Origin of the sequence: Epilithonimonas sp. UC225_85 (genome assembly GCF_042695135.1) — a bacterium.
Lineage (GTDB): Bacteria > Bacteroidota > Bacteroidia > Flavobacteriales > Weeksellaceae > Epilithonimonas.
Genome location: NZ_CP170547.1, coordinates 617101 through 643969, shown reverse-complemented (window position 1 = coordinate 643969; position 26869 = coordinate 617101). Strand labels below are relative to the sequence as shown.

The 26869-nt window shown below is 37.4% G+C and carries 21 protein-coding genes; 7 read left to right on the top strand and 14 right to left on the bottom strand.

Annotated elements, in window-relative coordinates; all coding sequences use genetic code 11:
* Positions 1 to 139 precede the first annotated feature (139 nt).
* The 8 genes from ACFJGY_RS03055 to ACFJGY_RS03020 form a co-directional block, all read right to left on the bottom strand.
* Positions 140 to 3784, bottom strand: a complete 3645-nt coding sequence (locus ACFJGY_RS03055; RefSeq protein WP_379968009.1) for a DUF6443 domain-containing protein — start codon at positions 3782 to 3784, stop codon at positions 140 to 142.
* 9 nt (positions 3785 to 3793) lie between these two features.
* The gene (locus ACFJGY_RS03050; RefSeq protein WP_379968007.1) at positions 3794 to 6799 is read right to left on the bottom strand and encodes a hypothetical protein; all 3006 of its coding nucleotides are present in this window, start codon (positions 6797 to 6799) and stop codon (positions 3794 to 3796) included.
* A gap of 6 nt (positions 6800 to 6805) precedes the next feature.
* Positions 6806 to 8422: a T9SS type A sorting domain-containing protein gene (locus ACFJGY_RS03045; protein ID WP_379968005.1), complete on the bottom strand. Its 1617-nt coding sequence runs from the start codon at positions 8420 to 8422 to the stop codon at positions 6806 to 6808.
* Between the two features lie 305 nt (positions 8423 to 8727).
* Positions 8728 to 9645 carry a citrulline utilization hydrolase CtlX gene (gene ctlX / locus ACFJGY_RS03040; RefSeq protein ID WP_379968003.1) on the bottom strand — a complete coding sequence of 306 codons (918 nt, stop codon included), beginning with the start codon at positions 9643 to 9645 and terminating at the stop codon, positions 8728 to 8730.
* A 39-nt stretch (positions 9646 to 9684) separates the two neighbouring features.
* On the bottom strand, positions 9685 to 10599 hold the full coding sequence (locus ACFJGY_RS03035; protein ID WP_379970091.1) for a dimethylarginine dimethylaminohydrolase family protein: 915 nt from the start codon (positions 10597 to 10599) through the stop codon (positions 9685 to 9687).
* A 175-nt stretch (positions 10600 to 10774) separates the two neighbouring features.
* On the bottom strand, positions 10775 to 12061 hold the full coding sequence (locus ACFJGY_RS03030) for a citrate synthase (RefSeq protein ID WP_379968001.1): 1287 nt from the start codon (positions 12059 to 12061) through the stop codon (positions 10775 to 10777).
* A gap of 221 nt (positions 12062 to 12282) precedes the next feature.
* Positions 12283 to 13575 (bottom strand): phosphopyruvate hydratase, encoded by a 1293-nt coding sequence (eno, locus tag ACFJGY_RS03025; RefSeq protein WP_379967999.1) that lies wholly within the window; start codon positions 13573 to 13575, stop codon positions 12283 to 12285.
* A gap of 123 nt (positions 13576 to 13698) precedes the next feature.
* Positions 13699 to 14097: a septal ring lytic transglycosylase RlpA family protein gene (locus ACFJGY_RS03020; RefSeq protein WP_379967997.1), complete on the bottom strand. Its 399-nt coding sequence runs from the start codon at positions 14095 to 14097 to the stop codon at positions 13699 to 13701.
* Between the two features lie 130 nt (positions 14098 to 14227).
* Between ACFJGY_RS03020 and ACFJGY_RS03015 the strand changes: the two genes are divergently transcribed.
* The 4 genes from ACFJGY_RS03015 to ACFJGY_RS03000 all read left to right on the top strand — a co-directional run bounded on the left by ACFJGY_RS03015 (position 14228) and on the right by ACFJGY_RS03000 (position 16995).
* Positions 14228 to 14995: an enoyl-CoA hydratase/isomerase family protein gene (locus ACFJGY_RS03015; RefSeq protein WP_379967995.1), complete on the top strand. Its 768-nt coding sequence runs from the start codon at positions 14228 to 14230 to the stop codon at positions 14993 to 14995.
* An 8-nt stretch (positions 14996 to 15003) separates the two neighbouring features.
* Entirely contained in the window at positions 15004 to 15432 is a 429-nt protein-coding gene (locus ACFJGY_RS03010) for a deoxycytidylate deaminase (RefSeq protein ID WP_379967993.1), read from the top strand.
* A 47-nt stretch (positions 15433 to 15479) separates the two neighbouring features.
* Positions 15480 to 16391 carry a site-specific tyrosine recombinase XerD gene (gene xerD / locus ACFJGY_RS03005; protein ID WP_379967991.1) on the top strand — a complete coding sequence of 304 codons (912 nt, stop codon included), beginning with the start codon at positions 15480 to 15482 and terminating at the stop codon, positions 16389 to 16391.
* Positions 16392 to 16524: 133 nt separating this feature from the next.
* A complete protein-coding gene (locus ACFJGY_RS03000; RefSeq protein WP_379970089.1) occupies positions 16525 to 16995 on the top strand; it encodes an NUDIX domain-containing protein in 471 nt (156 codons plus the stop codon).
* A 64-nt stretch (positions 16996 to 17059) separates the two neighbouring features.
* On the opposite strand, the gene ACFJGY_RS02995 is transcribed toward ACFJGY_RS03000, so the two are convergent.
* Both ACFJGY_RS02995 and miaA read right to left on the bottom strand, forming a co-directional pair.
* Positions 17060 to 17623, bottom strand: a complete 564-nt coding sequence (locus ACFJGY_RS02995) for a thioredoxin family protein (RefSeq protein WP_379967989.1) — start codon at positions 17621 to 17623, stop codon at positions 17060 to 17062.
* Between the two features lie 4 nt (positions 17624 to 17627).
* Complete coding sequence (gene miaA / locus ACFJGY_RS02990; protein WP_379967987.1) at positions 17628 to 18536, bottom strand: tRNA (adenosine(37)-N6)-dimethylallyltransferase MiaA; 909 nt, start codon at positions 18534 to 18536, stop codon at positions 17628 to 17630.
* Positions 18537 to 18601: 65 nt separating this feature from the next.
* On the opposite strand from miaA, the gene ACFJGY_RS02985 reads away from it, so the two are divergent.
* Positions 18602 to 19756, top strand: coding sequence for a methionine aminotransferase (locus tag ACFJGY_RS02985; RefSeq protein WP_379967985.1), 1155 nt, complete (start codon positions 18602 to 18604; stop codon positions 19754 to 19756).
* Between the two features lie 9 nt (positions 19757 to 19765).
* Positions 19766 to 20338 (top strand): DUF2911 domain-containing protein, encoded by a 573-nt coding sequence (locus ACFJGY_RS02980; RefSeq protein WP_379967983.1) that lies wholly within the window; start codon positions 19766 to 19768, stop codon positions 20336 to 20338.
* 60 nt (positions 20339 to 20398) lie between these two features.
* Here ACFJGY_RS02980 and ACFJGY_RS02975 read toward each other — a convergent pair whose 3' ends face one another.
* Entirely contained in the window at positions 20399 to 21022 is a 624-nt protein-coding gene (locus ACFJGY_RS02975; RefSeq protein WP_379967981.1) for an HAD family hydrolase, read from the bottom strand.
* Positions 21019 to 22245, bottom strand: coding sequence for an imidazolonepropionase (hutI, locus tag ACFJGY_RS02970; protein ID WP_379967979.1), 1227 nt, complete (start codon positions 22243 to 22245; stop codon positions 21019 to 21021). Before hutI ends, ACFJGY_RS02975 begins: the two co-directional genes overlap by 4 nt.
* Positions 22246 to 22412: 167 nt before the next feature.
* On the opposite strand from hutI, the gene ACFJGY_RS02965 reads away from it, so the two are divergent.
* Positions 22413 to 23099: a hypothetical protein gene (locus ACFJGY_RS02965; protein WP_379967977.1), complete on the top strand. Its 687-nt coding sequence runs from the start codon at positions 22413 to 22415 to the stop codon at positions 23097 to 23099.
* Positions 23100 to 23133: 34 nt separating this feature from the next.
* Here the strand turns inward: ACFJGY_RS02965 and metF are convergent, their stop codons facing one another.
* The gene (metF, locus tag ACFJGY_RS02960) at positions 23134 to 24090 is read right to left on the bottom strand and encodes a methylenetetrahydrofolate reductase [NAD(P)H] (protein WP_379967975.1); all 957 of its coding nucleotides are present in this window, start codon (positions 24088 to 24090) and stop codon (positions 23134 to 23136) included.
* Between the two features lie 27 nt (positions 24091 to 24117).
* Positions 24118 to 26781 (bottom strand): methionine synthase, encoded by a 2664-nt coding sequence (gene metH / locus ACFJGY_RS02955; RefSeq protein ID WP_379967973.1) that lies wholly within the window; start codon positions 26779 to 26781, stop codon positions 24118 to 24120.
* Positions 26782 to 26869: the final 88 nt, after the last annotated feature.

Sequence of the window (26869 nt, the reverse complement as noted above, 5' to 3'; positions counted from 1 at the left end):
ATATTGACTGAAAAAAATTTCTAGTAACACCGTCATCTACAGTAAGATTATAAATAATGGAATAAAGTAAAACGCTTATAAAAACACCTAATATATTTATCCAATTTGTCTTTAATATTTTCATTGTATCTAATAATTATTATTCTTTATGTCCGTTATCCATCATATCATTTAATTTTTTCTGTTCATTTGGATCTGATTGCTGTACTGCCGGAGTAGATTGCATTGCTTTATTCCAATCGCCTACAGAGTAGGTTTTATCGCCTTGCTGCACTCCTGTAAATACTCCATTTTCGTCCATTGTTACAGTAAAATTATTAGTCATCATTGCTTTGTCTCCATCTCCCGGTAAACTACTATAAGGATCTCCACTTGCAGGACTAACACCTACCATTAATTGATTTCCTTTTGTATCTCCAATCATAGTTTCGGCTGAAGGAAAAGCATCTCCAGTTTGAGTAACGCTAACCCCTAATGTACCAGCCGATTTATTTTCAGTCAAACTAAAATTAGTTTTTACATCAATATCTGGAGAACCTGGAACTAACGGATTATGTCCCGCCATTGTAGAAGTCCACGATGTGGTAGTGCTTCCATCTTTATTTGATGTATATGATGCATTTGTAATAGTTCCTCGATCATCTTTTGCAGTAGCAGAACCTAGTAACGGATGCGTAGAAGGGCTTGAACTTGCTCCATAATTAGTATAGGTATGATTATCAGTATTCATTACATAACTATGAGATAATCTAGAAGAAACAGAAGAAGAAGTAGAAAACCCTCTATTATCTCCACCAAACCAACCTCCAAATGATTTGAATGGAGCAAAAGATCTTGTAGTTACAGGATATGGCCACCTTCCGTCTGGATCTATAAATCTAATTGGGTTATCTAAAGCATAATTATAAGGAGTCCATCTTCTTCCTATTTCAGCCAAAGGATCTACAGTTATCCATCGTCCAATATCTGCCATATATTGGCGAGATCCGAAGTCATACATTCCGGTCTCCTGTAGTTCTTTACCGTTGTACTTGTAATTCATCAACGATCCCATCGCATCAAATCCGGAGTTGTACCCCACAAAGTTCATCCCGAAGGGATAATAATCATTTCTGTCTAACACTTCAATAGTATTTGTAGTTGCATCCTTAGCATAACTCAACCTCACATTCCCCAAGTGGTCTTTGTACTGGTAAATGTACTTAGAATTTTCGTAATCATAAAAACCTTCTGCCGTCGGGAAGAATGAGAGTGCCATCGTGGTTGGGTCTCCCGGTCTCAGGGTTTCATCGCCACGGGAAACAAAGGTCTCCTCTTCGTTTGCAGTTTTAGCTGCCAGCGTATTATCGTCTGTCTTTTGGAAAGCATCTGCAACAATGGAACTTTTGGTAACATACTGGAACCCGTCCAGATACTCGGTGTTGGCTGTATTGCTCCCATCCGGGTTGTTGAGGGTAAAGGCTTTCTTGATCTTTGTCCCGTCTGCCCTGTAATAATATTTGGTATTGTTGACCTGAACAATTTCTTTCGGGAGGTTGAGAAAGTTATAGGCAATGTTCGTAATTCCTTTGTCCGGCATTACCGTCATATTGCCGTTGGCATCGTATTCTATCAAACCGTTTCCGCCTTCGTAGCCATTGGTGTTACCGGATGCATCGGCAATGTTGGTGACCTTGTTGCTGCCTCCGGTATAAGTGTAGGTAAGATCATCAATCTTCGCCGGAACGGTGCTCTTTGGTTTGTATGCAAAACGTTTCAGCTTGATGATATTCCCGTTGAGGTCGTACTGCTCGATGATCTCGTTGTTGGTGCCTTTGGAAGGATTGGCCGGATCCTGATAAAAGCCTGCCTGCAGCCTGTTCAATGCGTCATAAACATAGCCATAGCGGTAAGGATTATCTGATGCAGCAGCACCTGTGGATTCCACCGCATTCCAGTCGATCTCGGCAATGTTGCCGTTGTATTTTGGTTTTACCTGTAAACTAGGGAAGTTGACATTGGGCGTTGCCAGCCCTGCAATCGGCTCATTGTAACGGATACGGTAACCAAACAGGTCGGTTCCCATTGTGGTGCTGTTGGCAGGATCGTTCACAGAAGAGAGCCAGCCGCGAATGTTGTATTTATAATCAACGGTTTGAAGTGCTGTTGTTGTGCCACCGACTTTTTTCCAATCCAGCTGCCCGATCTCATTGTAATGGTTCAGAGTCAGTGTTTCCACCGGGTTACTATTCACCTGGTGGGTATGTCTGGTGAGACGGTTTTGGTTGTCATAGGTGAAGTTTTCCTCCACGATTGTTTCGTTATTGGTGCTGAGCCTTTTGTGATAGGTAAGGGTTTTCTGCGGCACGCCTGTAAAGTCCAGAGCGCTTTCGGTTTTCGTATAACCTCCCAAATGATTGTAGCTGTGGGAGCCTATAGCTCTTCCTTTCTGGTCGTAGAAGGTATAATTCTTCGTCCATTTGTCATCCTCAATATTCTTTACAAAGGATGCAGTCGGCAGGGATTTGGTAGATTGGGTCACGCCTTGCGGAAAAGTATCTTTCAGGATCGGAACGCCGAGTATGGCATCGCCCGTTGGAAAAACCGTCCCGGAAGGATAGGTGTCATAATAATTGACGGAGAGAATCGTGTCCAGAGAAACAAAATAGTTATTGGTGTAATAAATGGTAAGTCCGCTTTTTGCAAAGCCTGTGCTGCTTGGCTGCTCGGTGATGACCAGATTATTGATCTGATTCTGCATACTGAGCCTGTCTCCGCCGGGAATAATTCCGGTATAGATGACCCTGCCGAACTTATCGTACTTGCTGATCAGCCATTTGCCCTGCTGTGCGAGATTAGCATCCTGAGTAAGGATCAGACGGTCTGCCATATCATACACCATATATTCCCAGCCTTTGCCCGGGAGTTTCTTTTCTACCAATCTGTTTCTGCCATCGTACTTGTACTGGTAGCAGAGGTCATCCAAATTACTTTGGGATAGTGACGCTTTGGCTGCGGTCAGTGGCGGGATTACAAATGCCAGCTGGTTGTACTCGTCATAGACATAATAGGTATCTGTATTCTGAGTCCCGTCGTTTTTACGAACGAGCAAAGTTTGTCCTTCTCCGTTTTTAAATTCTATGGTTATATTCCCATCTTCATCGGTGACTGTGTTCTTGTAGAGCTGGGCAGCCCCGTAGTTCACGGTTTGAGTTAGGGCGTAACTGGTGGCACCGTTAACCCAAGTGGTGGTGGTCACAAACTTTTTAACTTCGGAAGCGGTATTGGTTTCGTATCCGAAGATTACGGGTTTAGAAGACCATGCATTTCCAACTTGTACCTGCTGCAGGATTCTGTCTAATGGAGAGTTTTCCATCACTTTTTCGGAATAGATTTTATCAGTTCCGTAAGGTGTGGAGGTGACATTCGCCAGCGGATTGCTGTAAATCGCTCCGTTTGAACTACCGGATTGCGGGACAGGAAGGTAATCTTTGGTTTGTCTCCCAAAGCCGTCGTATTCTATTTTGGTTACTACGTCATTACCCAAAGGCGAAGCTTTGACATTCAAAACCTGCTTTGGTCTTCCCAGTCCGTCAAAATACTGAATGGTTTCCATTGGCGGTTTCTGGACAGGATCGCCGGGTTTGGAAAGATAGGTTTTGGTGTAGACATAATTCTCCGTCAGGCTGGGAACCGTCTGGGAAAAGGCGTTTACCGCTATAAACAGTAAACCGAGGTGTAGTATGTGTTTTTTACAAACCCTATTTTCGTGGTTTTTTTTGTGTTTGTTAATCTTTGATTTCATCTTTGTGTTTTATGGTTTATAGTGGTAATCGTAGGCTTTCAGGATATTTCCGTTGATGTCCTTCACTTCTTTCAGCCTGTTGGCCGTATCATAGATATAGACCTCACGCACTCCTGATGGTGGCGTAATGCTTCTTACACCAATCAGCGGATCATAAGTGTAAGTCGTGATCTGGAAAGCTGATAATGAAGCGTTATTTCTGAATGTATCCAAAGCGGTTAAAAGAATGGCTTCTTTTGGGTTGCCCACGGCTGCATCGTTAGCATCATCGTTTGAGGCATTGATTATGGCGGTTGCAAAACTGCTTACCTGTGCATATGTTGCGCCTTCTATCTTAGCAATGGGCTGGATATTGTTGTAACCCCAGATGATTGCTGTCGGAACGCCTGATTTTGTGGTGTATTGCAAGAGGTTACCTTTTGAATCATATTGATTGTAAGTTACTTCTGTTGATAAATTACCGGATGAAATATCATGTGAGGATACGGATTTTGGCAATGGAAATCCTGAAGTATAAGTGTTTGCATCAGTCTGGTCTATTGGGTAAAGTGTTTCTACTTTAGCAATAGTCTTTGGTGTTCCACTACCAGTTCTTTTTGTTTCGGTAATTAATGGAATTCCAATTATATTTTTAGAAACTAGCCAAGCTTGGTTTAAATCTTTAGGATACTTATAATTTGTCTCAGTTATCAGTCCATCAGGAGTTAAATTTTGGCTGGTAATCATCAAATCATCAGGCTCATTGTATATGTAATTATTTTTTTCAATAACTATTCCATTGGATATATAACTTTCCTTAATTATATTTGTTAAGAAACTGTTTTCGGCTCTGATATAATTTCTTGCGTTATTAACATATTTAAACCCCCAAGTGCCGCCACATGATGTTATATTTGGTTTATAATTCGAAATTATTTTTTGTACTGCTAAACTATCTTTTATAAAATTTTTGTACTTATAGATCTCTTTACTTATAGTTATTCCTGCATTATTTTTTATCGTTTTTTGAGTCAATAAACCACGTCTGTGATTCTGGGATGATACATTGATATATGGAAATTTTGTTTCCCTTAATGCTTTAAGTTCGTTTTGTGTTGAAATATTAGGAAAATCATATTTTTCTAATAAATCTGGATATTCATTAAAGTTGCTATATTCGCTGATAGTTTTGCCTTTGTCAGTAATGGATTCTTCTACTTTTGAATATAATACATAAGCAGTGCTATTAATTTCTAATCCTATTTTAGGCCTGTTAATATTAAAAAAAGCAATTTGTCCAGAAGATTTTCCATCATCTAAATCATAGGAATAATTTTTTTCTAAAGTAGTTCCATCATTAAAATTCTGTATGAGCTTCTTTACTCTTGCTGTTCCTAATTTATAACTTATCCCCATATAATTAAAATAATCATTTTCATATTGTATTGACAAGCTTCCTCCTGTTGGATAAGTGATGTTTGTTAAAAGACCTATTAATGAATTCTCATTAGAGGACCTGTCCACAGTTCCGGTTTGGGAGGCATAGGCAAGATTGTTTAATTGAAAAGGAAGGTAATTATCCTTCTCTAACTGCGGATAATAATAAATTTTATCTCTTGGATAATTTGGAGCTGGCAGTGTTGTAAAAATCTGAATATCAGAAGAATTGGCATTAAAAAAACCTAAAAAATCAACCTTTGAAGATGTTCTTTTCGGAAATAAATAATCTGAATTATTAGTTCCATAACTAAATGTATAATTTCCACTCGATGAATCCCGTATGTTATCTAGTCTTAATCGTAAACAAGTATAATTATCATTGCAGATTGAAGGATCAGCTGGTTGAAAGTATGAATACGTTAAATCAAAACTTTTTATTACCTGTCCGTTTTTATTGACAACTTCTATCTTGCTCAAAACATTTCCGTTATAGTCTAGTCTTTGAGTAGAGTATGTGAAATTAATTGCCCCATCATCAAAATTAATTTTTTTTATTCTATTATTATTTAAATTATATGTTGAAATAATTTTGGCAACTCCATCAGATGGGCTCTTACTGGGATTCGTTCCAGTTGCAAATACACCTCCATCACCATCAGGAATAAATCCTCCCTGGTTAGGAATATTTAGTGTAGGGTTAAGATAGGTATTTGAAAAACTCTCAAAAACATAATTTACAGTTTTTGAAGAATATGGAGATTTAATTTGCCCCAATCTCCAAGTATTAACATCAGCCGGATATAAATTAATATTGTCCTCAAAGGTTTGAGGAAAAAAATTAATAGCAGTTCCCTGAGGAACATCGAAAGAATATTCATATCCTAAGCTGTTTTCAATTCTAAATTTTTGAAAACCGGTTACATAATAGGGATTAGCTGCTCGGGTATTTAGTACTGTTGTTTGTCCTCTAAATAAAATATCTGGTGATCTGCTATTAATATTATTCAAAAAATGTACCTTGAGACCCATTGGGTGGTTTAATTCAAGATAAAATTTATCATTTAATCCAGGAGCATTGATTTTATAAAAATCTGGTGAAGAATCTATTTGATAATCTACAGCATAACTCCCTACTGAACTTTCAACAGAATCAAAGTAACCTTTAGATATACGATGATCTGCTGACTGCATGTAATCTTCCATTCCACCTGTATTACAGTTAGGATCAAAAAAGAAATTATATGAAAGAAAATCATCGGTATCCCTGACTTCTTTTACAATATTGCCACCATATATCAAACTCCATCCAAGTCCAACATCATTGGCAATATCCGCTATTTTAATACCTTTGGTATCATATTTTAGTTTTATAGGAATTTCCATTCCATCTAGCTTTATAGTATAAATTGGAATTTCAATATCAGTTCCACCAATAGAACTTATATTAGGAAAGTCTGAATACCTGAATAATTTAGAAACTTCTGGTGTAGAAAACCCCGGCATTTGTACCGTACTTGTTGCAGGAGGGAGAGTGTTATTTTGTGAAAACAAAAGATTTGACAAGCATAATAATAGAATTTTATGTAATTTTCTCATAGTGTTTTATTCTTTAACAATTTTAGTTGATAGTTTTTTGTCTGTGTTTGTTGTGGCGTTGATGATGTAAACACCCTGCGGAAGTTTACTTGTGTTGACCTTCGTCACCTTGTTCCTGGTCTGCAATTGCTGAAGAATCCTGCCCGTCATATCATAAAGATTGATGTCCGCACTCTGGAAGTCCACACCGATCTCCACATAACAATAGTCTTTCACAGGATTCGGGTAGATTTGGATGTCTTTGTTTTCTACCAAATCATCTAGTTGTTTATCGCTAAGCTTTACGATCTTCCAATTCTCTTCTCCAAGCTGGTCTGCACTTGTTCCGGCCAAAAGATAGCTTCCGTCACGTTGTAATTTGGCAGAAACCAAACGTTCCTCATTTTTCTTTTCCTTGCCTTCTACATATTTGCGCCATTCCTCTTTGCCATTGGTGTCGATATACAGCATCCAGAATTTTTCATCATCTTTCTGTATTTTTTCTTCGGCCTGGGTATAGCCGCCTAATAGAAAGCCCCGGTCTTCACTATGATTATCTTTGTTGGTTTTCCGGATCACATCAAGGCTCATTGCCACATCCCTGTTCCCGAAATTGTAGTTTTTCTGCCAGATCTCATTTCCGGATTTGTCTAAAGAAAGTACCCAAATGTCTGTTCCTTCCTTTACATTCTCTTTTTTGTTTCCCGAAGAATTGCTGCGGCTTTCGCCTGAGACTAAATATCCACTGTCAGTAAATGCAATACTTTTGGGACGGTTGTCACCGCTTCCGCCATAGGTTTTCTGCCATTCGATATTAGAATTTTTGTCAAGTTTTATGATCCAATAGTCGCCTTCGCCTTCATTGTTGCTGGTTTTTGGTTGATAGTTGATGGTGGCTTTTTGGTTGTTGGTGAAAAAATCATCATCATTGATAATTGATTTATCATTCATCATTCCGCTTGTGGAATAGATTAAAACGACCGCTCCACCGTCCGGAGTCGGGATCATATCGGTAACTTCGTCAAGGGATCTGCCTCCGAGAATGGTCGTCTGGATTAATTTTCCGTCTTTGTCCAGTTTTGAAACGAACACATCTTTGGATCCGAACAGCTTTTTATTGTCATTGATGTTGCCTGCGACAAAGAATCCCAAATCGGTGGATTGTACTACTGCCGATGCCTCGTCATTGCTTTTAGTTCCTAATGTTTTCTGCCAAAGTTCTTCCCCGTTTTCGTTCAGGCGAATCAACCAGGCATCACTTCCGCCAAGATTATTCTCTTTTTTGTCTTCGGAAATATTGGAAAACGAAGTGCCAAAAAGTACGAATCCACCTTCCTGTGTTGCAATGGAAGATGTCAGGTAATCGTGTCTGGTTCCGCCAAAATACTTTTCCCAGACTTTAGAACCTTGCTGATCGAGCTTTAGGATGTGGTAATCGTAACCGCTGTTGGTGGCTGGTTGTCCGTTGTTGTTGGATTGGTTTTGTATTGAGCTTCCGGAGAGCAGAATCTGCCTGTCTATTGTGGAAGTCATATTGCTTAGGAAATCCTGTGTGGAGGAAGAAATATTTTTCTCCCATTTTACCTGTTGTGCACTGGCAGCAATTATCACAAACAGTGATAAGCTGAGGTAGAGTTTTTTCATCTGTGTTTTAATTAATTTAATAATAATTCCGAACGCAAAACTAAATCCGGCCGGCGTCAAAAAGTGACGTATTATAATTCGTTTGCAAAAATAAAAATTAATCTTATGAAAAACCTTACGTGTTCCCGTAAAAATTTAAGAATTAACATATTGTTTTTAAAAAGCTAATGGATTTGCTAATGATATGAAATCAAAGTCATGTTTTTGTTTATTTTCCCTCTTACTCAAGCTAACTATAATTCAGTGAATGAAATAAAAAGCCCTGATTCAAAATTGATCAGGGCTTTTTTTCATAATTAAATTTTTTATTTCCTCGGCAGAAAAACCTCTGCCAGCATACATCTGGCACTTCCACCACCGTTGGTTTCTATAGTTTCTAGATCTGAATAAATGATCTCACAGTATTTTTCGATCGCAAAAACCTGATTCTTGTTCAGAGAATTGTATGCACTTTGGCTCATCACCAGGAATTTTTCTCCGGAATTATTTTGCACCTGAAGCATATTTCCCGCGAAATGCTGCATTTGTTCTTCGGAGATTTCTATCAATTCTTTTCCAGAATTTTGGATGGAATCTACAACATATCGCCTTTCAGTTTCATCATCAATACAATCGAGACAGATGACAACAAATTTGTCGGCGACACACATCATTACATTGGTATGATAGATCGGTAACCTTTCTTCGCCAGCCGTCTGGTAAGAATGAAAAACTATTGGCTTGAATCCAAACTCACCACAGAATTTCCTGAAAAGTTCCTCATCCAACCTTAATGAAACCGAGCCGTAAGCGATCTTATTATCGTGGTCGAAGATCATACTTCCCGTTCCTTCCAGATATTTGTTTTCGTTTTCAATCTTAGAATAATCGATGATTTCTTTGACGTCAAATTTTTCTTTGATTTGATTGATGATATCTTCACGTCTTTCCAAACGTCTGTTCTCTGCGAACATTGGATAGAGAACAACTTTCCCATCTTGGTGAAAGCTCACCCAGTTATTCGGAAAAATAGAATCCGGGGTTTTCGGGTCAAGCATATCTTTTATGGTAATAACATTAATATCTTTCGCTCTCAGTTTTTCAACAAAAGAATTGAATTCTTCAAGCGCTTTTTCCTGCACATTTCCTTCCTGATGAACCTGGAAATAATTGTTGACTGCCGTCTGCTCGTTGAATCCGAAAGCAATTGGCTCTATCATTAGAACTGTATTTGTGGTCTGCATTTTTTAATTAAATGATTAAAGAATTAAAAGATTAAAAGATTATTCTCTAACTAATGGAAGCGTCGAACATCTCAACAATCCACCCATTTTGGAAATCTCGCGGTAAGGAATTTCTTCTACGGTAATTCCCCATTCGTTTCGGAAATGGTTATTCATTCTGGTGAAAGCTTCGTCCGAAACGACAACATCCGGTGCGATTGAAAATACATTCGGGAACATCTGGAACATCTCTTCATCATTCACATTGAAACAATTTTCTTCACCGAAAATATCGATGACAAGCTGATAGTCATCTTCATCCACGAATCCATTTTTGTAGATCACACATTTGTCCTCACCAATTGGGTTAAAGGTGCAATCCAAATGTAGAATTCCTTCGTAAGGTTTGGTGTCACTTTTCTTTAAATCAAGATCAATGATTCTCTTTTTAGGGAAATATTCCTTTAAAATTTCGATGGCATATTCGTTGGTTCTGGCTGTTTTCAGATTTCTGTAATCCGGACTGTAGCTTGTCCCGATGAAAAGAAACTCGTCCCAAACGATGACATCACCACCTTCGATATGTGCTTTTTCCGGCAAATTAATAACGTTTCTCCAGGATACTTTATCAATGATGTGTCGATAAGCCTCCTGTTCATCTGCACGATCCGGGATAATATTGGAAATGATCATTTTATCCTCGATCACAAAGGCAACATCACGTGCAAAAACCTGATTATAATCTTTGATTATTTTTGGACGAAAAACCTCAACATCATATTTTTTCAGAACCTTCTCGAATTCTGACATTTCAAATATTATGTCTTCTTCTTTCGGATAGAGATTATTTTCTATTGTGTGGTATGATTTTGCATCGTAACTCTCTGCAAGTGTAGGAACAGGACCGTTTGATTTTGGTTGCCCCAGAACTACAGACTTCAGTTTGCCGGTTTCGTTTTTAATATTAAGATTAATTGCCATAAAAATGTAAGTGTCGCAAATATAATTAAAGCTTTGCAATAAGAGAAGATTCAGCAATAATATCTGTTTATAATCTTTATCAAGCTTTTTAGATTTCTGATTTCGAATTGTTCCAAAAAAATAATCCCCAAAAACAGTGTTTCGGGGATTATTAATTTATTAAAAAATATTATCTGCTCTTGATATCCAGATAATCTCTTTGCTGAGCACCTTGATAGATCTGTCTTGGTCTTCCGATTGGGTCGCCTTTCAGTCTCATCTCTCTCCACTGAGCGATCCATCCTGGTAATCTTCCTAATGCGAACATTACGGTGAACATTTCTGTAGGAATCCCCAAAGCTCTGTAGATGATTCCTGAGTAGAAATCTACGTTTGGATATAATTTTCTTTCGATGAAGTATTCGTCCTCCAAAGCTACTTTTTCCAATTGCATTGCAATATCAAGCGCTTTATCCTGAATTCCTAAAGAATTTAAGATATCGTCTGCCGCTTTTTTGATGATCTTCGCTCTTGGGTCAAAGTTTTTGTAAACTCTGTGACCAAAGCCCATAAGACGGAAACTATCATTTTTATCTTTAGCTTTCTCAACCCATTTGCTCACGTCTCCGCCATCTTTTTCAATCAATTCAAGCATTTCGATAACTGCCTGGTTTGCACCACCGTGAAGCGGTCCCCACAGCGCAGAAACTCCGGAAGAGATAGAAGCAAAAAGACCGGTATGAGCAGAACCAACCATTCTTACAGTAGAAGTAGAACAGTTTTGCTCATGGTCTGCGTGAAGGATCAACAATTTGTCTAAAGCTGCAACCACAACCGGATCCATCACAAATTCCTGATTAGGCAGTTTGAAAGCCATTTTGTAGAAGTTCTCTACATAATTCAGGCTATTGTCTCCGTGGTTGATTGGCAAACCTTGCGTTTTTCTGTAAGTCCACGCACAAAGGTGAGAGAATTTTGCGATCATCAATTCTGCTGCAATATCCATCTCTTCTTTTGATTTTACATCTACCGCTTTTGGGTTAAAAGCTGTAAGCGCAGAAGTCAAAGAAGACAAAACACCCATTGGATGCGCAGAACGAGGGAAAACATCAATCAGTTTTTTAAGCTCATCTGCTACAAAATTATATTTCTTGATGTTATTTTCGAAGCTTGTGAACTGCTCTGCTTTCGGTAATTCTCCGTGAAGCAAAAGATACATTACTTCCGTAAAATTAGATTTTTCAGCGATTTGTTCTATAGGATAACCTCGGTATAATAATTCACCTTTATCACCATCCAGGTAAGTAATTTCACTAATTGTAGCACCTGTGTTTTTGTAACCAAGATCCAAAGTAATCAATCCGGTTTGATCTCTCAATTTGGAAATATCAATTCCTCTGTCACCGATAGTACTATCTACAATGGGATATTCATAACTATTACCATCGTAATTCAATATAACTTTGTTATCTGACATTTTAAAAAATATTTATGTGTTAAATATAACACTTTACTAGTAAATAGAGAACTGACAAAAGTCATATCCTTCAATTGATTCTATTGACGCCAATAATTGAATAAATGAAATGATTTATTATTAATAATTTATCAGAATAAAACATTGATTTACAATTAAATAAAACAGAAAGGCATTTGAAATAATTCAAATGCCTTCCATAATAATTTTATCAAAATTAATTATCTTTTGATTTTGAAAGCGTCCAATCCCGGGAAAACCGCAGTTTCGCCTAAAGCTTCTTCAATTCTCAAAAGCTGGTTGTATTTCGCCATTCTGTCAGATCTTGATGCAGAACCGGTTTTGATCTGTCCACAGTTTTGTGCCACCGCAAGATCTGCAATTGTAGAATCTTCAGTTTCACCGGATCTGTGAGACATTACCGTTGTATATCTGTTGTGCTGAGCCATTTGCACAGCCGCCATCGTTTCGGAAAGAGAACCAATTTGGTTTACTTTAACTAAGATTGAGTTTGCAATTCCTTCGTTGATACCTCTGGAAAGTCTCTCAACATTGGTTACAAATAAATCATCACCTACCAATTGCACTCTGTCTCCGATTTTCTCAGTCAATTCTTTCCAACCTGCCCAGTCGTTTTCCTGCATCCCGTCCTCAATAGAGATAATCGGATATTTGTTTGCAAGATCAGCAAGGTAAGAAACCTGTTCGCTACTTGAGAAAACCGGCGCATCTGGCGTCTGGAATTTTCTGTAATCATAAACGCCGTCTTTGTAGAATTCTGAAGCCGCGCAATCCAAAGCGATCATAATATCGTCTCCTGGCTTGTAACCTGCCTTTTCGATAGCTTGTAACAAAGTATCCAAAGCGTCTTCTGTTCCTTTGAAAGTTGGAGCAAATCCCCCTTCGTCTCCAACAGCTGTAGACAAACCTCTTCCGTGAAGAATAGATTTCAAACTGTGGAAGATCTCAGTTCCTTTTCTCAATGCGTGAGAAAAAGAATCTGCTTTTACCGGCATTACCATAAATTCCTGGAAAGCGATTGGCGCATCTGAGTGAGAACCACCGTTGATCACGTTCATCATCGGAACAGGAAGCGTGTTTGCATTGACACCACCTACATATTTATAAAGAGGCATTCTAAGTTCGTTAGCAGCAGCTTTTGCAACAGCTAAAGAAACACCAAGAATTGCGTTTGCCCCTAATTTTCCTTTGTTAGAAGTTCCATCAAGGTCGATCATTACAGCATCGATCAGGTTTTGTTCGAAAACCGGAAGCCCGATCAATTCCGGCGCGATGATTTCTTTCACATTTTCTACCGCTTTCAAAACACCTTTTCCAAGGAATTCCGGCGCGCCGTCTCTTAGTTCAACTGCTTCGTGCTCACCTGTAGATGCACCAGAAGGCACAGCTGCACGTCCCATTGCCCCACTTTCTGTGAAAACATCCACTTCTATGGTTGGATTCCCTCTGGAATCTAATATTTGTCTTGCTTCGATAAATGAAATGTAACTCATTGTCTTGATGTTATTTTTAAGATTTTTATTTGTTTACTTTTTTTAAAGCATTGCAAATTTAAACAATTTTAATATATTATGTGTCGAATGACTTTACACATTTTAACACTAAGTTGTCATAAACTATTTCAGTATTCTATATTTTACTTTCACAACACCATCATCAAGGTCAGCGATTTTTTTAAAAGCACTTTGGCTGAGATCAAATTCTCTGGATGATTTGAGAGGACCTCTGTCATTAACCTTAACAATAACCGATTTTTCATTCTCTATATTGACAATTTCTACACGAGTTCCAAATGGCAATGCTTTATTGGATGCTGTAAGTTTGGAATGTCTGTAGGTTTCTCCGCTTGATGTTTTCTTGCCGTTAAACTTATCCGCATAATAAGAAACGGTTGTAGTTTTGTATCCAGCAAATTTTTTTGAAGTATTACTTCCTCCGCAGGAAATAATAAATATTAAAAATATATAGTATGTTTTAAATAATAAATTTCCGGTTTTGAATAAAGTTTTCATCATTATTATTTGGATGATTTAAATATTTAACACTTTAGATGTTAATTATTCATTAATATTTTGTTTATTTTGCAAAAATATCTATATTAGATTCGAAATTAATATAGAAAGAAAAACATAATCTTCTTTTTGAATGAATTACGAAAGTATAAAATTAACGATAGAAAGAAAAATCGCCATTGTAACGATCAACAGACCAGAAAGTCTGAATGCTCTGAACGCACAGGTTTTTAATGATCTTGAAAATGTTTTTGATTATCTGGATTCTGAAAAAAGCGTAAACTGTGTAATTGTTACAGGCAGCGGAGATAAAGCTTTTGTTGCAGGTGCAGATATTAAGGAATTCCCTTCGCTGAACCAGGAACAGGCAAAAGAACTATCGGCGAGAGGACATTATGTTTTTAATAAAATTGAAAATCTCAGCAAGCCGGTAATTGCCGCAGTTAACGGTTTTGCTTTGGGCGGAGGATTGGAACTGGCCCTCGCGTGTCACATAAGATATGCTTCTGAAAATGCCAAACTTGGTCTTCCTGAAGTTACTTTGGGATTGATACCCGGATATGGAGGAACGCAGAGATTGCCAAAATTAATAGGAAAAGGACGTGCAAATGAAATGATTTTCTCAGCCAAAATGATTTCCGCTGAAAAAGCTAAATCTATAGGTTTGGTAAATGAAGTTTTTTCTTTGGAGGAATTACTTCCAAAAACGCAGCATCTGGCTGAGCAAATTGTAAAAAACTCACCGCAAGGCATTGCAAAAGCTATAAAAGCTGTTAATGCAAGTGATCACGAGAAGGGAACAGAAAGTGAGATTAATTACTTCGGAGAGTTATTTTCTGAGGAAGATTTCAAAGAAGGCGTGTCTGCTTTTCTGGAAAAAAGAAAGCCGGTTTTCAATTAATTTGAAGAATGAATTATAATAAATTCGACATTGCTTATCTTAAGATGGCGTCCGAATGGGCCAATCTATCGTACTGCAAGAGAAAAAAAGTGGGAGCACTTATCGTAAAAGACCGTATGATAATCTCCGACGGATATAACGGAACGCCGTCTGGTTTTGAGAATAACTGCGAAGATGAAGACGGAAAAACAAATTGGTTTGTGCTGCACGCAGAAGCCAATGCGATATTAAAAATAGCAAGCAGTACACAATCCTGCAAAGGAGCAACGTTATATATAACAATGTCTCCCTGCAAAGAATGCAGCAAGCTGATTTTACAGTCTGGCATTCAAAAAATAGTCTATATGACCGGCTACTCTGATGACAGCGGACTGGAGTTTTTAAAAAATGCCGGAATTGAAATTTTAAATATAACTGAACAAGAATTATATATATAGAATATGAAAAAATAATACATATTAAAAAACAATTTAAAAACACAAATATGAACTGGTCCGAAAAAATTACAGATTTCTCAAATTTTCTCAAATTTGAGAAGAACTTCTCTGATAATACACTTGATGCGTATATCAGAGACATCAAAAAGCTGGAAAGCTTTGCTACTAATGATCTTGGAGAGATATCGCCACAGATTATCAGTTATGAAAACCTTCAGGAATTCATTTATCAATTATCCAAAAAGAAAATCAGTGAGCGTTCACAAGCTAGAGGCGTGTCTTCTATCAAAGCGTTTTTCAAATTTCTTTTGGAAGAAGAGTACCGGGATGATAATCCTGCATCGCTTCTGGAAGGTCCAAAACTCGGATTGTATCTGCCCGATACTCTGAGCATAGACGACATCGACAGAATCATAAGCAGCATAGATAAAAAAACAGACATTGGACAAAGAAACCAATGCATTGTGGAGGTTTTATACGGCTGTGGACTGCGGGTTTCGGAATTGGTAGATCTCAAGATTTCTAACATCAATTTCAAAGAAAACTTCATTCTTGTAGAAGGAAAAGGTGAGAAAACAAGACTTGTCCCATTAGCAAAATCAACTGCAGACTACATTATGGATTACATAAATAATGTAAGAGCAACTGCCAAAATCAATAAAAAGAATGAGGATATTCTTTTCCTGAACACAAGAGGAACAAGTATGTCCAGAGTTATTGTTTTTATTATCATCAAAGAATTAACCCAGAAAGCAGGAATCAACAAGAGTATTTCGCCACACACATTTCGCCATTCTTTTGCGACGCATTTGTTACAGAACGGTGCAGACCTCAGATTCATTCAGGAAATGCTGGGTCACAGCAGTATCACAACAACTCAGGTTTACACACATTTGAAAACTGAGGAATTGAGAGATGTGATCACACAGTTCCACCCAAGAAATAAAAAAGTGGTTTAATATAATTAAATTATAAATTACAACCATCCCGAAATTCCGGGATGGTTTTCCAGTTTGCAGATAACTCTTATTTTATTAATTTTATCCAATGGAAAATTTGAAATTCTGCCCAAAATGCGGACAGGAAACGCTGATTTGGAATAATATCACCAAGTTCAGTTGCAGCAATTGTGATTTTGTTTTGTATCATAACACGGCTGCTGCAGTTGCAGTAATCATAAAGCACGAAAACGAATTATTTTTCACCGTCAGAAATCAGGATCCAGGAAAAGGGAAGCTGGATCTGCCAGGCGGATTCTGTGACCCGAAAGAAACTTCCGAAGAAACCTGTGCAAGAGAACTGAAAGAAGAATTAAAATTGAATATAGACCTCCAAAAACTGCAATATCTCGGAAGCAGACCCAACGTTTATCCTTATAAAAACATCAATTACAATACGATGGATTTATTTTTTCTTTATAAAGTGGAAAAGAAATTCGAAATAGAATTAGAAGAATCCGAAATATCCGCCGGAATATGGGTTGATATTTCTGAAATTGAGATCGATAAAATAGCCTTCGAATCTCAGAAAGATTTTATTAGAAATAATATTGACAAATTTTAATAAAAAAACCGTTTCGCTTACAACGAGACGGTTTTAATTTTATCTTAATGCTAAAATTTATCTTTTAGATTTGCTTCCACTTGATATTACAACCTAAACTTGGTCTTTGGAAAACCTCCTGCTCCTGACCTGCCAAATGATTTTCAAAAGCAATCACAAGATCTTCTCCTGTAATCTCTTTTTGATTTCCTGGTCGTGAGTCGTCCATCTGACCACGATAAATTAAGTTCAGATTCTCATCAAAAAAATAAAAATCAGGCGTACAGGCAGCATCATAAGCTTTGGCAACTTCCTGGCTCTCATCGTACAGATAAGGAAATTTAATACCTTTTTCATCAACAAATTCTACCATCATTTCCGGAGAATCTGCAGGATATCGGTCGACATCGTTGGAATTGATTGCAATAAACTCGATTCCCTGATCTTTATAATCCTCATATAATTCCTCCAATGTTTCGATGATATGAAGCACGAACGGACAATGATTACACATAAAAACAATCAATGTTCCTTTTTTTCCTTTCAGAGATTCCAGACTTTGAATCTCATTATTTTTCACAGGATTCGGAAGGTTGAATTCAGGTGCTTTTGTTCCCAAAGCCAACATATTAGATGAAGTATTTGACATATTTTTAGTTTTTAATCTTTAATTTCGTGAGCAAAGATAATGCTTCTTGCAGAGAATTATCATAGTTAACCCAATTCACATCTTCCAATTTCCGGTTCCAGGTCATTTGGCGTTTCGCATATCTCCGGGAATTTTTTTTAATTTCCGAAACCGCAAAATCCAGATCCCATTCGCCATCAAAATACCTGAACAATTCCGAATAGCCGACGGTTTGCAGCGCAACTTTGTCTCTGTGGGAAATTAATTCTTTTGCTTCTTCCAGCAATCCATTTTCCATCATTCTATCAACGCGAAGATTGATTCTTTCGTAAATCACCTCTCTTGGCGCATCAATTCCGATTCTGATTGTTTCAAAATCACGTCTCGGCTTTGGCAAACTAAGGTTTTCGGTATAAGTTTTTCCTGTCTGCCAGATGATGTCTATTGCTCTAAGAAGTCGTCTTGAATTATCTTTATCAACGACAGAATAATATTCCGGATCAAGTTCTGAAAGTAATTTCTGCAACGGTTCAATACCTTCATTTTCGAAAATGTCAATTAGCTTTTTCTGATTTTCTTCGTCAGCTTCAGGAAGATCATTCATTCCTTCGACAACGGCTTTTTCGTACATTCCGCTTCCGCCGACCATTATGGCAATATCTTTTTCAGAAAAAATTTCAGTAAGTTTTTCCAATGCCTCATGTTCATATAAACCAATCGAATAGTAATCATTAATGCTAATATTACCGACAAAATGATGCTTTGCCTCTGCTAATTCTGATTCAGTCGGCATTGCTGTTCCGACTTTCATTTCTCTATAGAACTGCCGGGAATCGCAGGAAATAATTTCTGTATCCAAGTGTTTTGCCAGATCGATTGCCAATCTGGTTTTTCCGATTCCTGTAGTTCCGACGATGGAGATGAGACGTTTCAAAAAGAATATTTTTGCAAATTTACAAAATGGATATTCAATAATTATTACTTAATTTTACCATCATTATGGCTTTAAGATTATCCGCTTCCAAACTTCCTGATGTGAAAACTACTATTTTCACAGAAATGTCGCTTCTTTCCCAACAGGAAAATGCCGTCAATCTTTCTCAGGGGTTTCCAGATTATCTGCCCGATGAAAATCTATTAAAATATCTGGGCGATTTTGCAAAACAAGGTTATAATCAGTATGCACCTTTGTTTGGAATCAAGGAACTTCGGGAAGAAATTTGGAGGAAATTCAGTTCTCAATATCAGGTGGATTATCATCCGGATTCTGAAATAAATGTCACGGCAGGCGCAACACAAGGAATTTTTACTGTTATCTCTGCTTTTGTGGAGAAAGGTGACGAAGTTATTATCTTCGAACCAGCTTATGATTGCTACGAACCAGCAATTATCCTGAATGGTGGCATCGTGAAAAACGTCAAAATGCTTTATCCTGATTATGAAATTAATTGGAATGAAGTCAAAAATCTGGTTTCCGAAAAGACCAAAATGATCATCATCAACAATCCGAATAATCCATCAGGAAAAATTCTTAAACAAAATGATATTGATGAATTGATCTCAATTACAAAGGATACGAACATCATTATTTTGAGTGATGAAGTTTATGAAAGCATCACTTTTGATGGTAAGTCTCATTTGACTTTAGCCAAATATCCTGAATTGAAAGAACGGACTTTTGTGGTGGGTTCATTCGGAAAATTATTACACATCACAGGCTGGAAAATTGGTTACATACTTGCCCCGGAAGAGTTAATGAAGGAATTCCGGAAAGTACATCAGTTCAACGTTTTTTGTGTGAACACGCCTGCGCAATATGCGATTGCAAAATACCTTCAGAATATTCAGGATTTTTCGGAGATTTCAACTTTTTTCGAAGAGAAAAGAAATTACCTTAGAAATGCTTTGGCAGAAACGCCATTTGAAATGCTGGATTGTGAAGGCACTTATTTTCTCTCCGCTAATTTTGGTTTGATTTCTGATAAACAAGACAAGGATTTTTGCTATTGGCTCACAAAAGAATTTAAAGTTGCAACTATTCCGTTTTCGGCATTTTACAAAGATAAAACCAATGAAAAAGTAATCCGTTTTTGTTTTGCGAAAAAACAGGAAACATTAGACAAAGCGATAGAACAATTATTAAAAATAAAATAAAATTTACATATGAAAAATTTAATCTTAGTCGCTTCTTTATTAATAGGAGTTAGCGCATTTTCTCAAGCCAAAATTGACCCGACAAAATTGTCTTATGCTTCTGTAGATGTGAGTCCGATGGATGCCGTTTACTTCCCGCTGAATGCTACTTCTGCAAAAACTGTAGCCGATGGTGCAAAAGTAAAAGTAGTCTATTCCCGACCTCAAAAAAAAGGAAGAGTTGTTTTTGGAAACCTTGTGAAATATGGTGAAATCTGGAGATTAGGCGCTAACGAAAACACAGAAATTAAATTCTATACACCGGTGAAAATTGGAGGAAAAGACATTCCTGCAGGCACTTACAGCCTGTTCGCTGTTCCGAATGAAAAAGAATGGACTATTGTTCTGAATTCTGACATCGACAAATGGGGCGCGTATGCTTACGACAAAAGTAAAGATGTGGTGAGAATCACCGTTCCTGTAGAAAAAACCTCTGCGCCTGTAGAATATCTGTCAATCTCTTTTGTGCAGACAAAATCCGGAGCAGATCTTTACGCCGGCTGGGATAATACTCAAGTGAAATTCCCGATTGAGTTTAAATAAATTCAATTCTTGTTTATAAATAAAAACCTTGTCATTTTATTGATGAGGTTTTTTATTGAATTAAATATTTAATAAATCTTCGAAGTTTTCTATCTGATATTCCGGATTCTCTATGTTTCCGAAACCATAAGCAGCATAAATGAAATCAATACCGGCTTTGTCAGACGATTCTTTGTCCCAGATCGTATCGCCGATATAGACGGGATTCTGGAGATCATTCCGTCTAATGATTAAACGAATATTTTCGTCCTTTGGCAAATTATCGTTTCCAAAACATTCGTAATCATCAAAATAGCTGTTGAAATCATAGTAATCCAAAAACGTCTCGATGTAGCCAGCCATACAATTGCTGACGATGAAAAGGCTGTAATTTTTGCTCAGTTTTTCTAAAGTTTCCTTTACTTTCGGGAACAATTTTCCACCGGATTTGCTCAGATATTCCTTCTCTTTCTGGTTGTAAATTTCTATAAATTCTGGGAGTTTTTCTTGTGGAATGAACCCAAAAAAACGGGCAAAAATATCATCCATCTTTAGTCCGGAAAAATTTCTGACCTCCTGGGAAGTGACGTTGACATCAAAACCAATTTCTTTTAAACTGTCATTAAATGCTCTGAAAACCGTTTCCGACGCATCCCAAAGCGTTCCGTCCAGATCAAAAATAATGCTGTCTCTTTCTTTTATCATAAAATTGATTTTCCGTTGATATAAACTTTTGAAGGCGCAAGACTTCCTTGATTATAGAGGATATTCTGAAAATTATCTGTCTCGTAAGTGATAAAATCCGCCTTTTTTCCTTTCGCAATAATTCCTCTATCTTCCAGATCCAAAGCATAAGCAGCACGAAAAGTAATGGCTGCCAAGACCTCAGCAGTTGATAATTTTTGGTATGTTGCTAATATAGAAGCCTGGGTTACGAGATTCCCCATTGGTGCAGATCCGGGATTCCAGTCGGTTGCTATGGCTAATATTCCGCCTTTGTCGAGAATTTTTCTGGCTGGAGAAAATGGCTCGCCCAAACCTAAACTTGCTCCTGGAAGTGCAATAGCAACAGTATTTGAATTCGCTAAAAACTCGATATCTTCATCAATTGTTGCTTCCAGATGATCGGCAGATTTGGCTCCAACTTCTACTGCAATTCTTGAACTTCCAGGCGTAAACTGATCTGCATGAACTGTAATTTGGAAACCCATTTCCTTTGCTTTTAATAGGAACATTTTACTTTCTTCCGGCAGAAAAGCTGACTTTTCAATGAAAATATCAACACGCTTTACGAGGTTTTCTTCTTTTACTTTTGGTAGAATTTCTTCAATAATATAATTGAGATAATCTTCTGAAGAACCTTCAAAATCTTTTGGTTTGAGATGTGCCGAAAGGCAAGTCGGAATGAGTGTAGCTTCAGTTTTGGACTGGGCTATTTTGATAGCACGCAACATTTTGAGTTCTTCACCAGCGTTCAGTCCGTAACCGCTTTTGATCTCGATGGTTGTAATGCCTTGTTTCAATAAAATATCTACACGTTTGAGAATTCCATCAACCAATTCTTCTTCAGAAGCGGCTCGAGTATGCTTTACAGAACTCCAGATTCCACCGCCTGATTCTGCAATCTCCAGATAGGTTTTTCCGGAATTTCTGAGGGCAAAATCGTTGGCGCGATTCCCTCCGAAACAAATATGCGTGTGAGCATCTGTGAAAGCCGGAATTGCAATTTGCTCATTTTCAATTAAATCGATTTCAGAATAGGGGAATTTGTCTTTTAATGAGTCATAATTATCTACTTCTGTGATAATTCCATTTTCTGTTAAAATTCCACCATTAATAATGATTTCTAATGCTTCATCATTTAATTTTCCTTTTAACGGAAGATGATTGAGTGTGACAATTTGCTTGAAAGGACCTGATAATTTCATATAATTACTTGTGTTGTAAAAATAATGATAATCTTTAATTATTATAAAATTTAACATTCCGAATCCTTCCCTTAAAAGAGAATTCTTTTATTGAATTTATATAAATCTCATCCGAAATGTTTTTTTATCCTGAATTTCATTGTATTTTTACTGAAATTTAAAAACAAATGAAAACTATAATCATTACGGCAAGTTTATTTTTCAGTGGTATATTTTTACAGGCACAACAGATAAGTGTAACTGAAATGGCCAGAACAGCCCGTTTCAGTAAAATTATTGATGAGGTAAATAACGGTCCAAAAAAACTGAAATATTCTGATATACAAGGTACGCCTTATTTCTACGCTAATTTTGTTCCTGCAAGAGTGGGTGATACTTCCGGAATTATTCCTATCAGATACAGTCCATTTTTAGATACCGTTGAAATTATGGATAATAACACGGGCAATGTTTATGAGCTTCCAAAAGAAGAAGCATATCCAAAATTTACTTTTCAAACCACAAATGAAAAATTGGTTTTGGCAAATACAAATAATGAATATTCCGGTTATTTCTTTGAATTAGTTGGCGGAAAAAATAGACTTTTGAGAAAAAATATTACAAAATTCAAGGAAGAAATTCCAGCACCCAATTCTCTTTTACCAAGTACACCTGCAAGATTTGAAGTTTTAAAGCCAATTTATTTTATTAAAACTGAAGATGGTGTTGTAAAAATTACTAAAAAAGCAGATGATTTATTAAATGCTTTGCCGGCTGATAAAAAGGATACGGTTAAAGATTTTATTAAAACGAATAAAATAAAATTAAACGAAGAACCAGATCTCATAAAACTGGTCAATTTCTTAAATAAATAATAAAAAGGAGATGCAAATTGCATCTCTTTTTGTTTTAGAAAACCTCTCTTCCTATTTTCAAAATATTATCACTTTTTCCCATCGAGTAAAAGTGCAAAACATCGACTCCAAAATCCAGCAATTCTTTGCATTGGCTGATTGCCCATTCGATTCCGACTTCTCGTACATCGCTGTTGGTTTTGCATTTCAGAACTTCTGAGATCAGATTTTCTGGCAGATCAATTTTGAAAACCTGGGGTAACATTTGCAAATGTGTTTTGGTAGCAATCGGTTTGATTCCGGGAATAATTGGAACATTGATCCCTATTTCTCTGGCTTGTCTTACAAATTCAAAATATTTTTGATTATCAAAGAACATTTGTGTCACGATATAATCTGCGCCTGCCTCTACTTTTTTCTTCAGCATTTGGAGGTCATAATTCATTGATGGTGCTTCGATATGTTTTTCCGGATAACCCGCAACACCAATACAGAAACTGCCGTTATCATCACATTCTATTTCTTCGTGAAGATATTTTCCTGTTCCCAGATCGTGAATCTGTTTTACCAGATCCGACGCATATTTGTGCCCGCCTTTTGACTGTTCAAAATACTTTTCACCCTTCATTGCATCACCACGCAAAGCCACAATATTATTGATTCCCAGATACATACAATCAACTAACAGATATTCGGTTTCTTCCTTGGTAAAACCTCCACAAAGAACGTGTGGAACGGTATCTACATTATATTTATGCTGGATCGCAGCGCAAATCCCCAAAGTTCCGGGACGCATTCTCGTAATTTTTCTTTCCATCAAACCATTTCCCCTTTCGATGAAAACGTATTCTTCACGAGAAGTCGTCACATCAATAAAGGGAGGGTTGAACTCCATCAAAGGATCAATATTTTTATAAAGATCCGCAATTCCCACGCCTTTTTGTGGCGGAACAATTTCGAAAGAGAAAAGCGTTTTTCCGTTTGCGTTTTTTATATGGTCAGTAATTTTCATTTAATAGTTTTAAAATAATTTATAGAATTAATCCGCCAAATTCGGGCTCAGCCATTTTCTGGCATATTCTAGATCAACATCTTTTCTCTCGGCATAATCTTTCAATTGGTCTTCATCAATTTTTCCAACACCAAAATATTTGGATTTTTCATTTCCGAAATAATAACCTGAAACCGCCGCCGTTGGCCACATCGCAAGACTTTCCGTCAAAGTCACGCCGATTTTTTCATCCACTTTTAGCAAATTCCAAATGGTCAATTTATCCAAATGGTCGGGACAAGCCGGATAACCTGGAGCCGGACGGATTCCCAAATATTTTTCTTTAATCAAATCGTCATTCGTCAGAGTTTCATTTTCTGAATAACCCCAATATTCCGTTCGGACTTTTTTGTGAAGATATTCTGCGAAAGCTTCTGCAAAACGGTCGGCCAAAGCTTTGACCATAATTGCATTGTAATCGTCCATTTTATCTTCGTATTCTTTCGCCAATTCATCAGCACCAAAACCTGTACAAACACAGAAAACACCAATATAATCTTGTTTTTCAGAATTTTCTGGAGCAATAAAATCTGACAAAGCGAAATATTCTTTTCCTTCTGATTTTTTATGCTGTTGTCTCAAAGTTCTGAAAGTCGATATCACATTTTTATTGTCATCATAAACCAAAATATCATCACGCTCAGTCGCATTCGCAGGGAAAATTCCGAAAATGCCTTTGGCTTTGAAACTTTTTTTCTGAAGGATTTTCTTAAGCATTGCTTTGGCTTCATTGAACAAAATCGTCGCTTGTTCGCCAACCACATTGTCTGTCAAAATATCAGGGAATTTTCCAAACAATTGCCAGCTTCTGAAAAACGGCGACCAGTCGATAAATTCAACCAATTCATCCAAATCTTGGTCTTCGATAATTGTAATTCCAAGTTTATTTGGTTTATGAATCTCTTCACTCTCCCAATCGATTTTGAATTTCTGTTTTCTGGCTTCATCAATCGTCACGTATTCTTTATCAACTTGTCGGTTGAGGAATTTCTCACGGAAATCATCATAATCTTTTTTCAATTCTAAAGAATAAACGCTGGATTTATCTTTATTCAAAAGTGAACTTACAACACCAACTGCTCGGGAAGCATCGTTCACGTGAACAACAGTATTGGCATATTTCGGAGCGATTTTTACCGCTGTATGCGCTTTGGAAGTTGTTGCACCACCAATTAATAAAGGGAAACTTAGATTTCGTCTTTCTAATTCTGAAGCCAAGTGAACCATTTCGTCCAGACTTGGTGTAATCAATCCGCTCAAGCCAATGATGTCAACTTTTTCGTCAATCGCAGTTTGGATGATTTTATCCGCAGGAACCATAACTCCGAGGTCAACGATGTCGTAATTGTTACAACCCAAAACCACGCTCACAATATTTTTTCCGATATCGTGAACGTCGCCTTTTACCGTTGCCATCAATATTTTTCCGTTCGCAGGTCTAGTTCCGTCTTTTTCAGCTTCGATGAATGGTTGCAGGTAAGCGACAGCTTTTTTCATTACCCTCGCCGATTTCACAACCTGAGGCAAGAACATTTTTCCACTTCCGAAAAGGTCGCCGACAACGCCCATTCCGGTCATTAGATTAACTTCGATGACGTGAAGTGGTTTTTCAGCTTGTAATCTTGCTTCTTCTGTATCTTCTTCGATAAAACGGTCAAGTCCCTTAACCAAAGAATGCGTGATTCTTTCCTGCAAAGGCATTTCGCGCCAAGCCAAATCTTCGGTTTTTTCTTTTTTGGTGGATTTTACTCTTTCGGAATAATCCAGTAATCTTTCAGTTGCATCATCTTTTCTGTCGAGCATCACGTCTTCAACCAATTCGAGAAGTTCCTTCGGGATTTCGTCATAAACTTCCAACATTGTCGGGTTTACGATTCCCATATTCATCCCCGCTTTTATGGCGTGGTAAAGGAAAACGGAGTGCATTGCTTCACGAACAGAATCATTGCCTCGAAAAGAAAACGAAACGTTGGAAACGCCGCCACTTACGGAAGCATAAGGAAGATTGGTACGAACCCAACGTGTAGCCTCGATAAAATCAATGGCATTTCTACGGTGTTCTTCCATTCCCGTTGCAACCGGAAAAATATTCAAATCGAAAATAATATCTTCTGCCGGAAAGTCCAGTTGGTTAACGAGAATGTCGTAAGACCGTTTCGTGATTTCCAGTCTTCTTTCAAAATTATCCGCTTGTCCAACCTCATCAAAAGCCATTACAATCACAGCAGCACCATAACGTTTGATAGCTCTTGCGTGTTTGATGAACTCTTCTTCGCCTTCTTTTAAACTGATGGAATTAACCACAGCTTTTCCTTGAACAACTTGCAATCCGGCTTCCAAAATTTCCCATTTTGAGGAATCAATCATAATTGGGATTCTGGAAATGTCGGGTTCTGAAGCAATTAGATTAAGGAATTTTATCATTGATGCTTTTCCGTCAATCAATCCGTCATCGAAATTGACATCCAGAATTTGTGCGCCTCCATCTACCTGATGACGGGCAATATCAAGCGCTTCGGAAAACTTTTCTTCCTTAATTAATCGAAGAAATTTTTTGGAACCAGCAACATTGGTTCTTTCTCCAACGTTGATGAAATTGGATTCCGGGGTTATAATTAGAGGTTCTAGACCTGATAATTTTAAGTATTTCATTTTGTTTTGTTCCTTTTACAGCCACAAAGTGGCAATATCATTAGCATTGGGCAAAGCCCAATGAAAAAATGTACGGTAGAAGCGAAGC

What these genes read in the sequence shown, in the direction of transcription:
- ACFJGY_RS02975 (WP_379967981.1), bottom strand. Translation starts at nt 21,022, where the DNA reads ATGATAAAAGAAAGAGACAGCATTATTTTTGATCTGGACGGAACGCTT.
- ACFJGY_RS03050 (WP_379968007.1), bottom strand. Translation starts at nt 6,799, where the DNA reads ATGAGAAAATTACATAAAATTCTATTATTATGCTTGTCAAATCTTTTG.
- ACFJGY_RS02985 (WP_379967985.1), top strand. Translation starts at nt 18,602, where the DNA reads ATGGCTTTAAGATTATCCGCTTCCAAACTTCCTGATGTGAAAACTACT.
- ACFJGY_RS03010 (WP_379967993.1), top strand. Translation starts at nt 15,004, where the DNA reads ATGAATTATAATAAATTCGACATTGCTTATCTTAAGATGGCGTCCGAA.
- ctlX (WP_379968003.1), bottom strand. Translation starts at nt 9,645, where the DNA reads ATGCAGACCACAAATACAGTTCTAATGATAGAGCCAATTGCTTTCGGA.
- metH (WP_379967973.1), bottom strand. Translation starts at nt 26,781, where the DNA reads ATGAAATACTTAAAATTATCAGGTCTAGAACCTCTAATTATAACCCCG.
- ACFJGY_RS02980 (WP_379967983.1), top strand. Translation starts at nt 19,766, where the DNA reads ATGAAAAATTTAATCTTAGTCGCTTCTTTATTAATAGGAGTTAGCGCA.
- ACFJGY_RS03055 (WP_379968009.1), bottom strand. Translation starts at nt 3,784, where the DNA reads ATGAAATCAAAGATTAACAAACACAAAAAAAACCACGAAAATAGGGTT.
- metF (WP_379967975.1), bottom strand. Translation starts at nt 24,090, where the DNA reads ATGAAAATTACTGACCATATAAAAAACGCAAACGGAAAAACGCTTTTC.
- ACFJGY_RS02965 (WP_379967977.1), top strand. Translation starts at nt 22,413, where the DNA reads ATGAAAACTATAATCATTACGGCAAGTTTATTTTTCAGTGGTATATTT.
- eno (WP_379967999.1), bottom strand. Translation starts at nt 13,575, where the DNA reads ATGAGTTACATTTCATTTATCGAAGCAAGACAAATATTAGATTCCAGA.
- ACFJGY_RS03015 (WP_379967995.1), top strand. Translation starts at nt 14,228, where the DNA reads ATGAATTACGAAAGTATAAAATTAACGATAGAAAGAAAAATCGCCATT.
- ACFJGY_RS03030 (WP_379968001.1), bottom strand. Translation starts at nt 12,061, where the DNA reads ATGTCAGATAACAAAGTTATATTGAATTACGATGGTAATAGTTATGAA.
- hutI (WP_379967979.1), bottom strand. Translation starts at nt 22,245, where the DNA reads ATGAAATTATCAGGTCCTTTCAAGCAAATTGTCACACTCAATCATCTT.
- xerD (WP_379967991.1), top strand. Translation starts at nt 15,480, where the DNA reads ATGAACTGGTCCGAAAAAATTACAGATTTCTCAAATTTTCTCAAATTT.
- ACFJGY_RS03020 (WP_379967997.1), bottom strand. Translation starts at nt 14,097, where the DNA reads ATGATGAAAACTTTATTCAAAACCGGAAATTTATTATTTAAAACATAC.
- ACFJGY_RS02995 (WP_379967989.1), bottom strand. Translation starts at nt 17,623, where the DNA reads ATGTCAAATACTTCATCTAATATGTTGGCTTTGGGAACAAAAGCACCT.
- ACFJGY_RS03045 (WP_379968005.1), bottom strand. Translation starts at nt 8,422, where the DNA reads ATGAAAAAACTCTACCTCAGCTTATCACTGTTTGTGATAATTGCTGCC.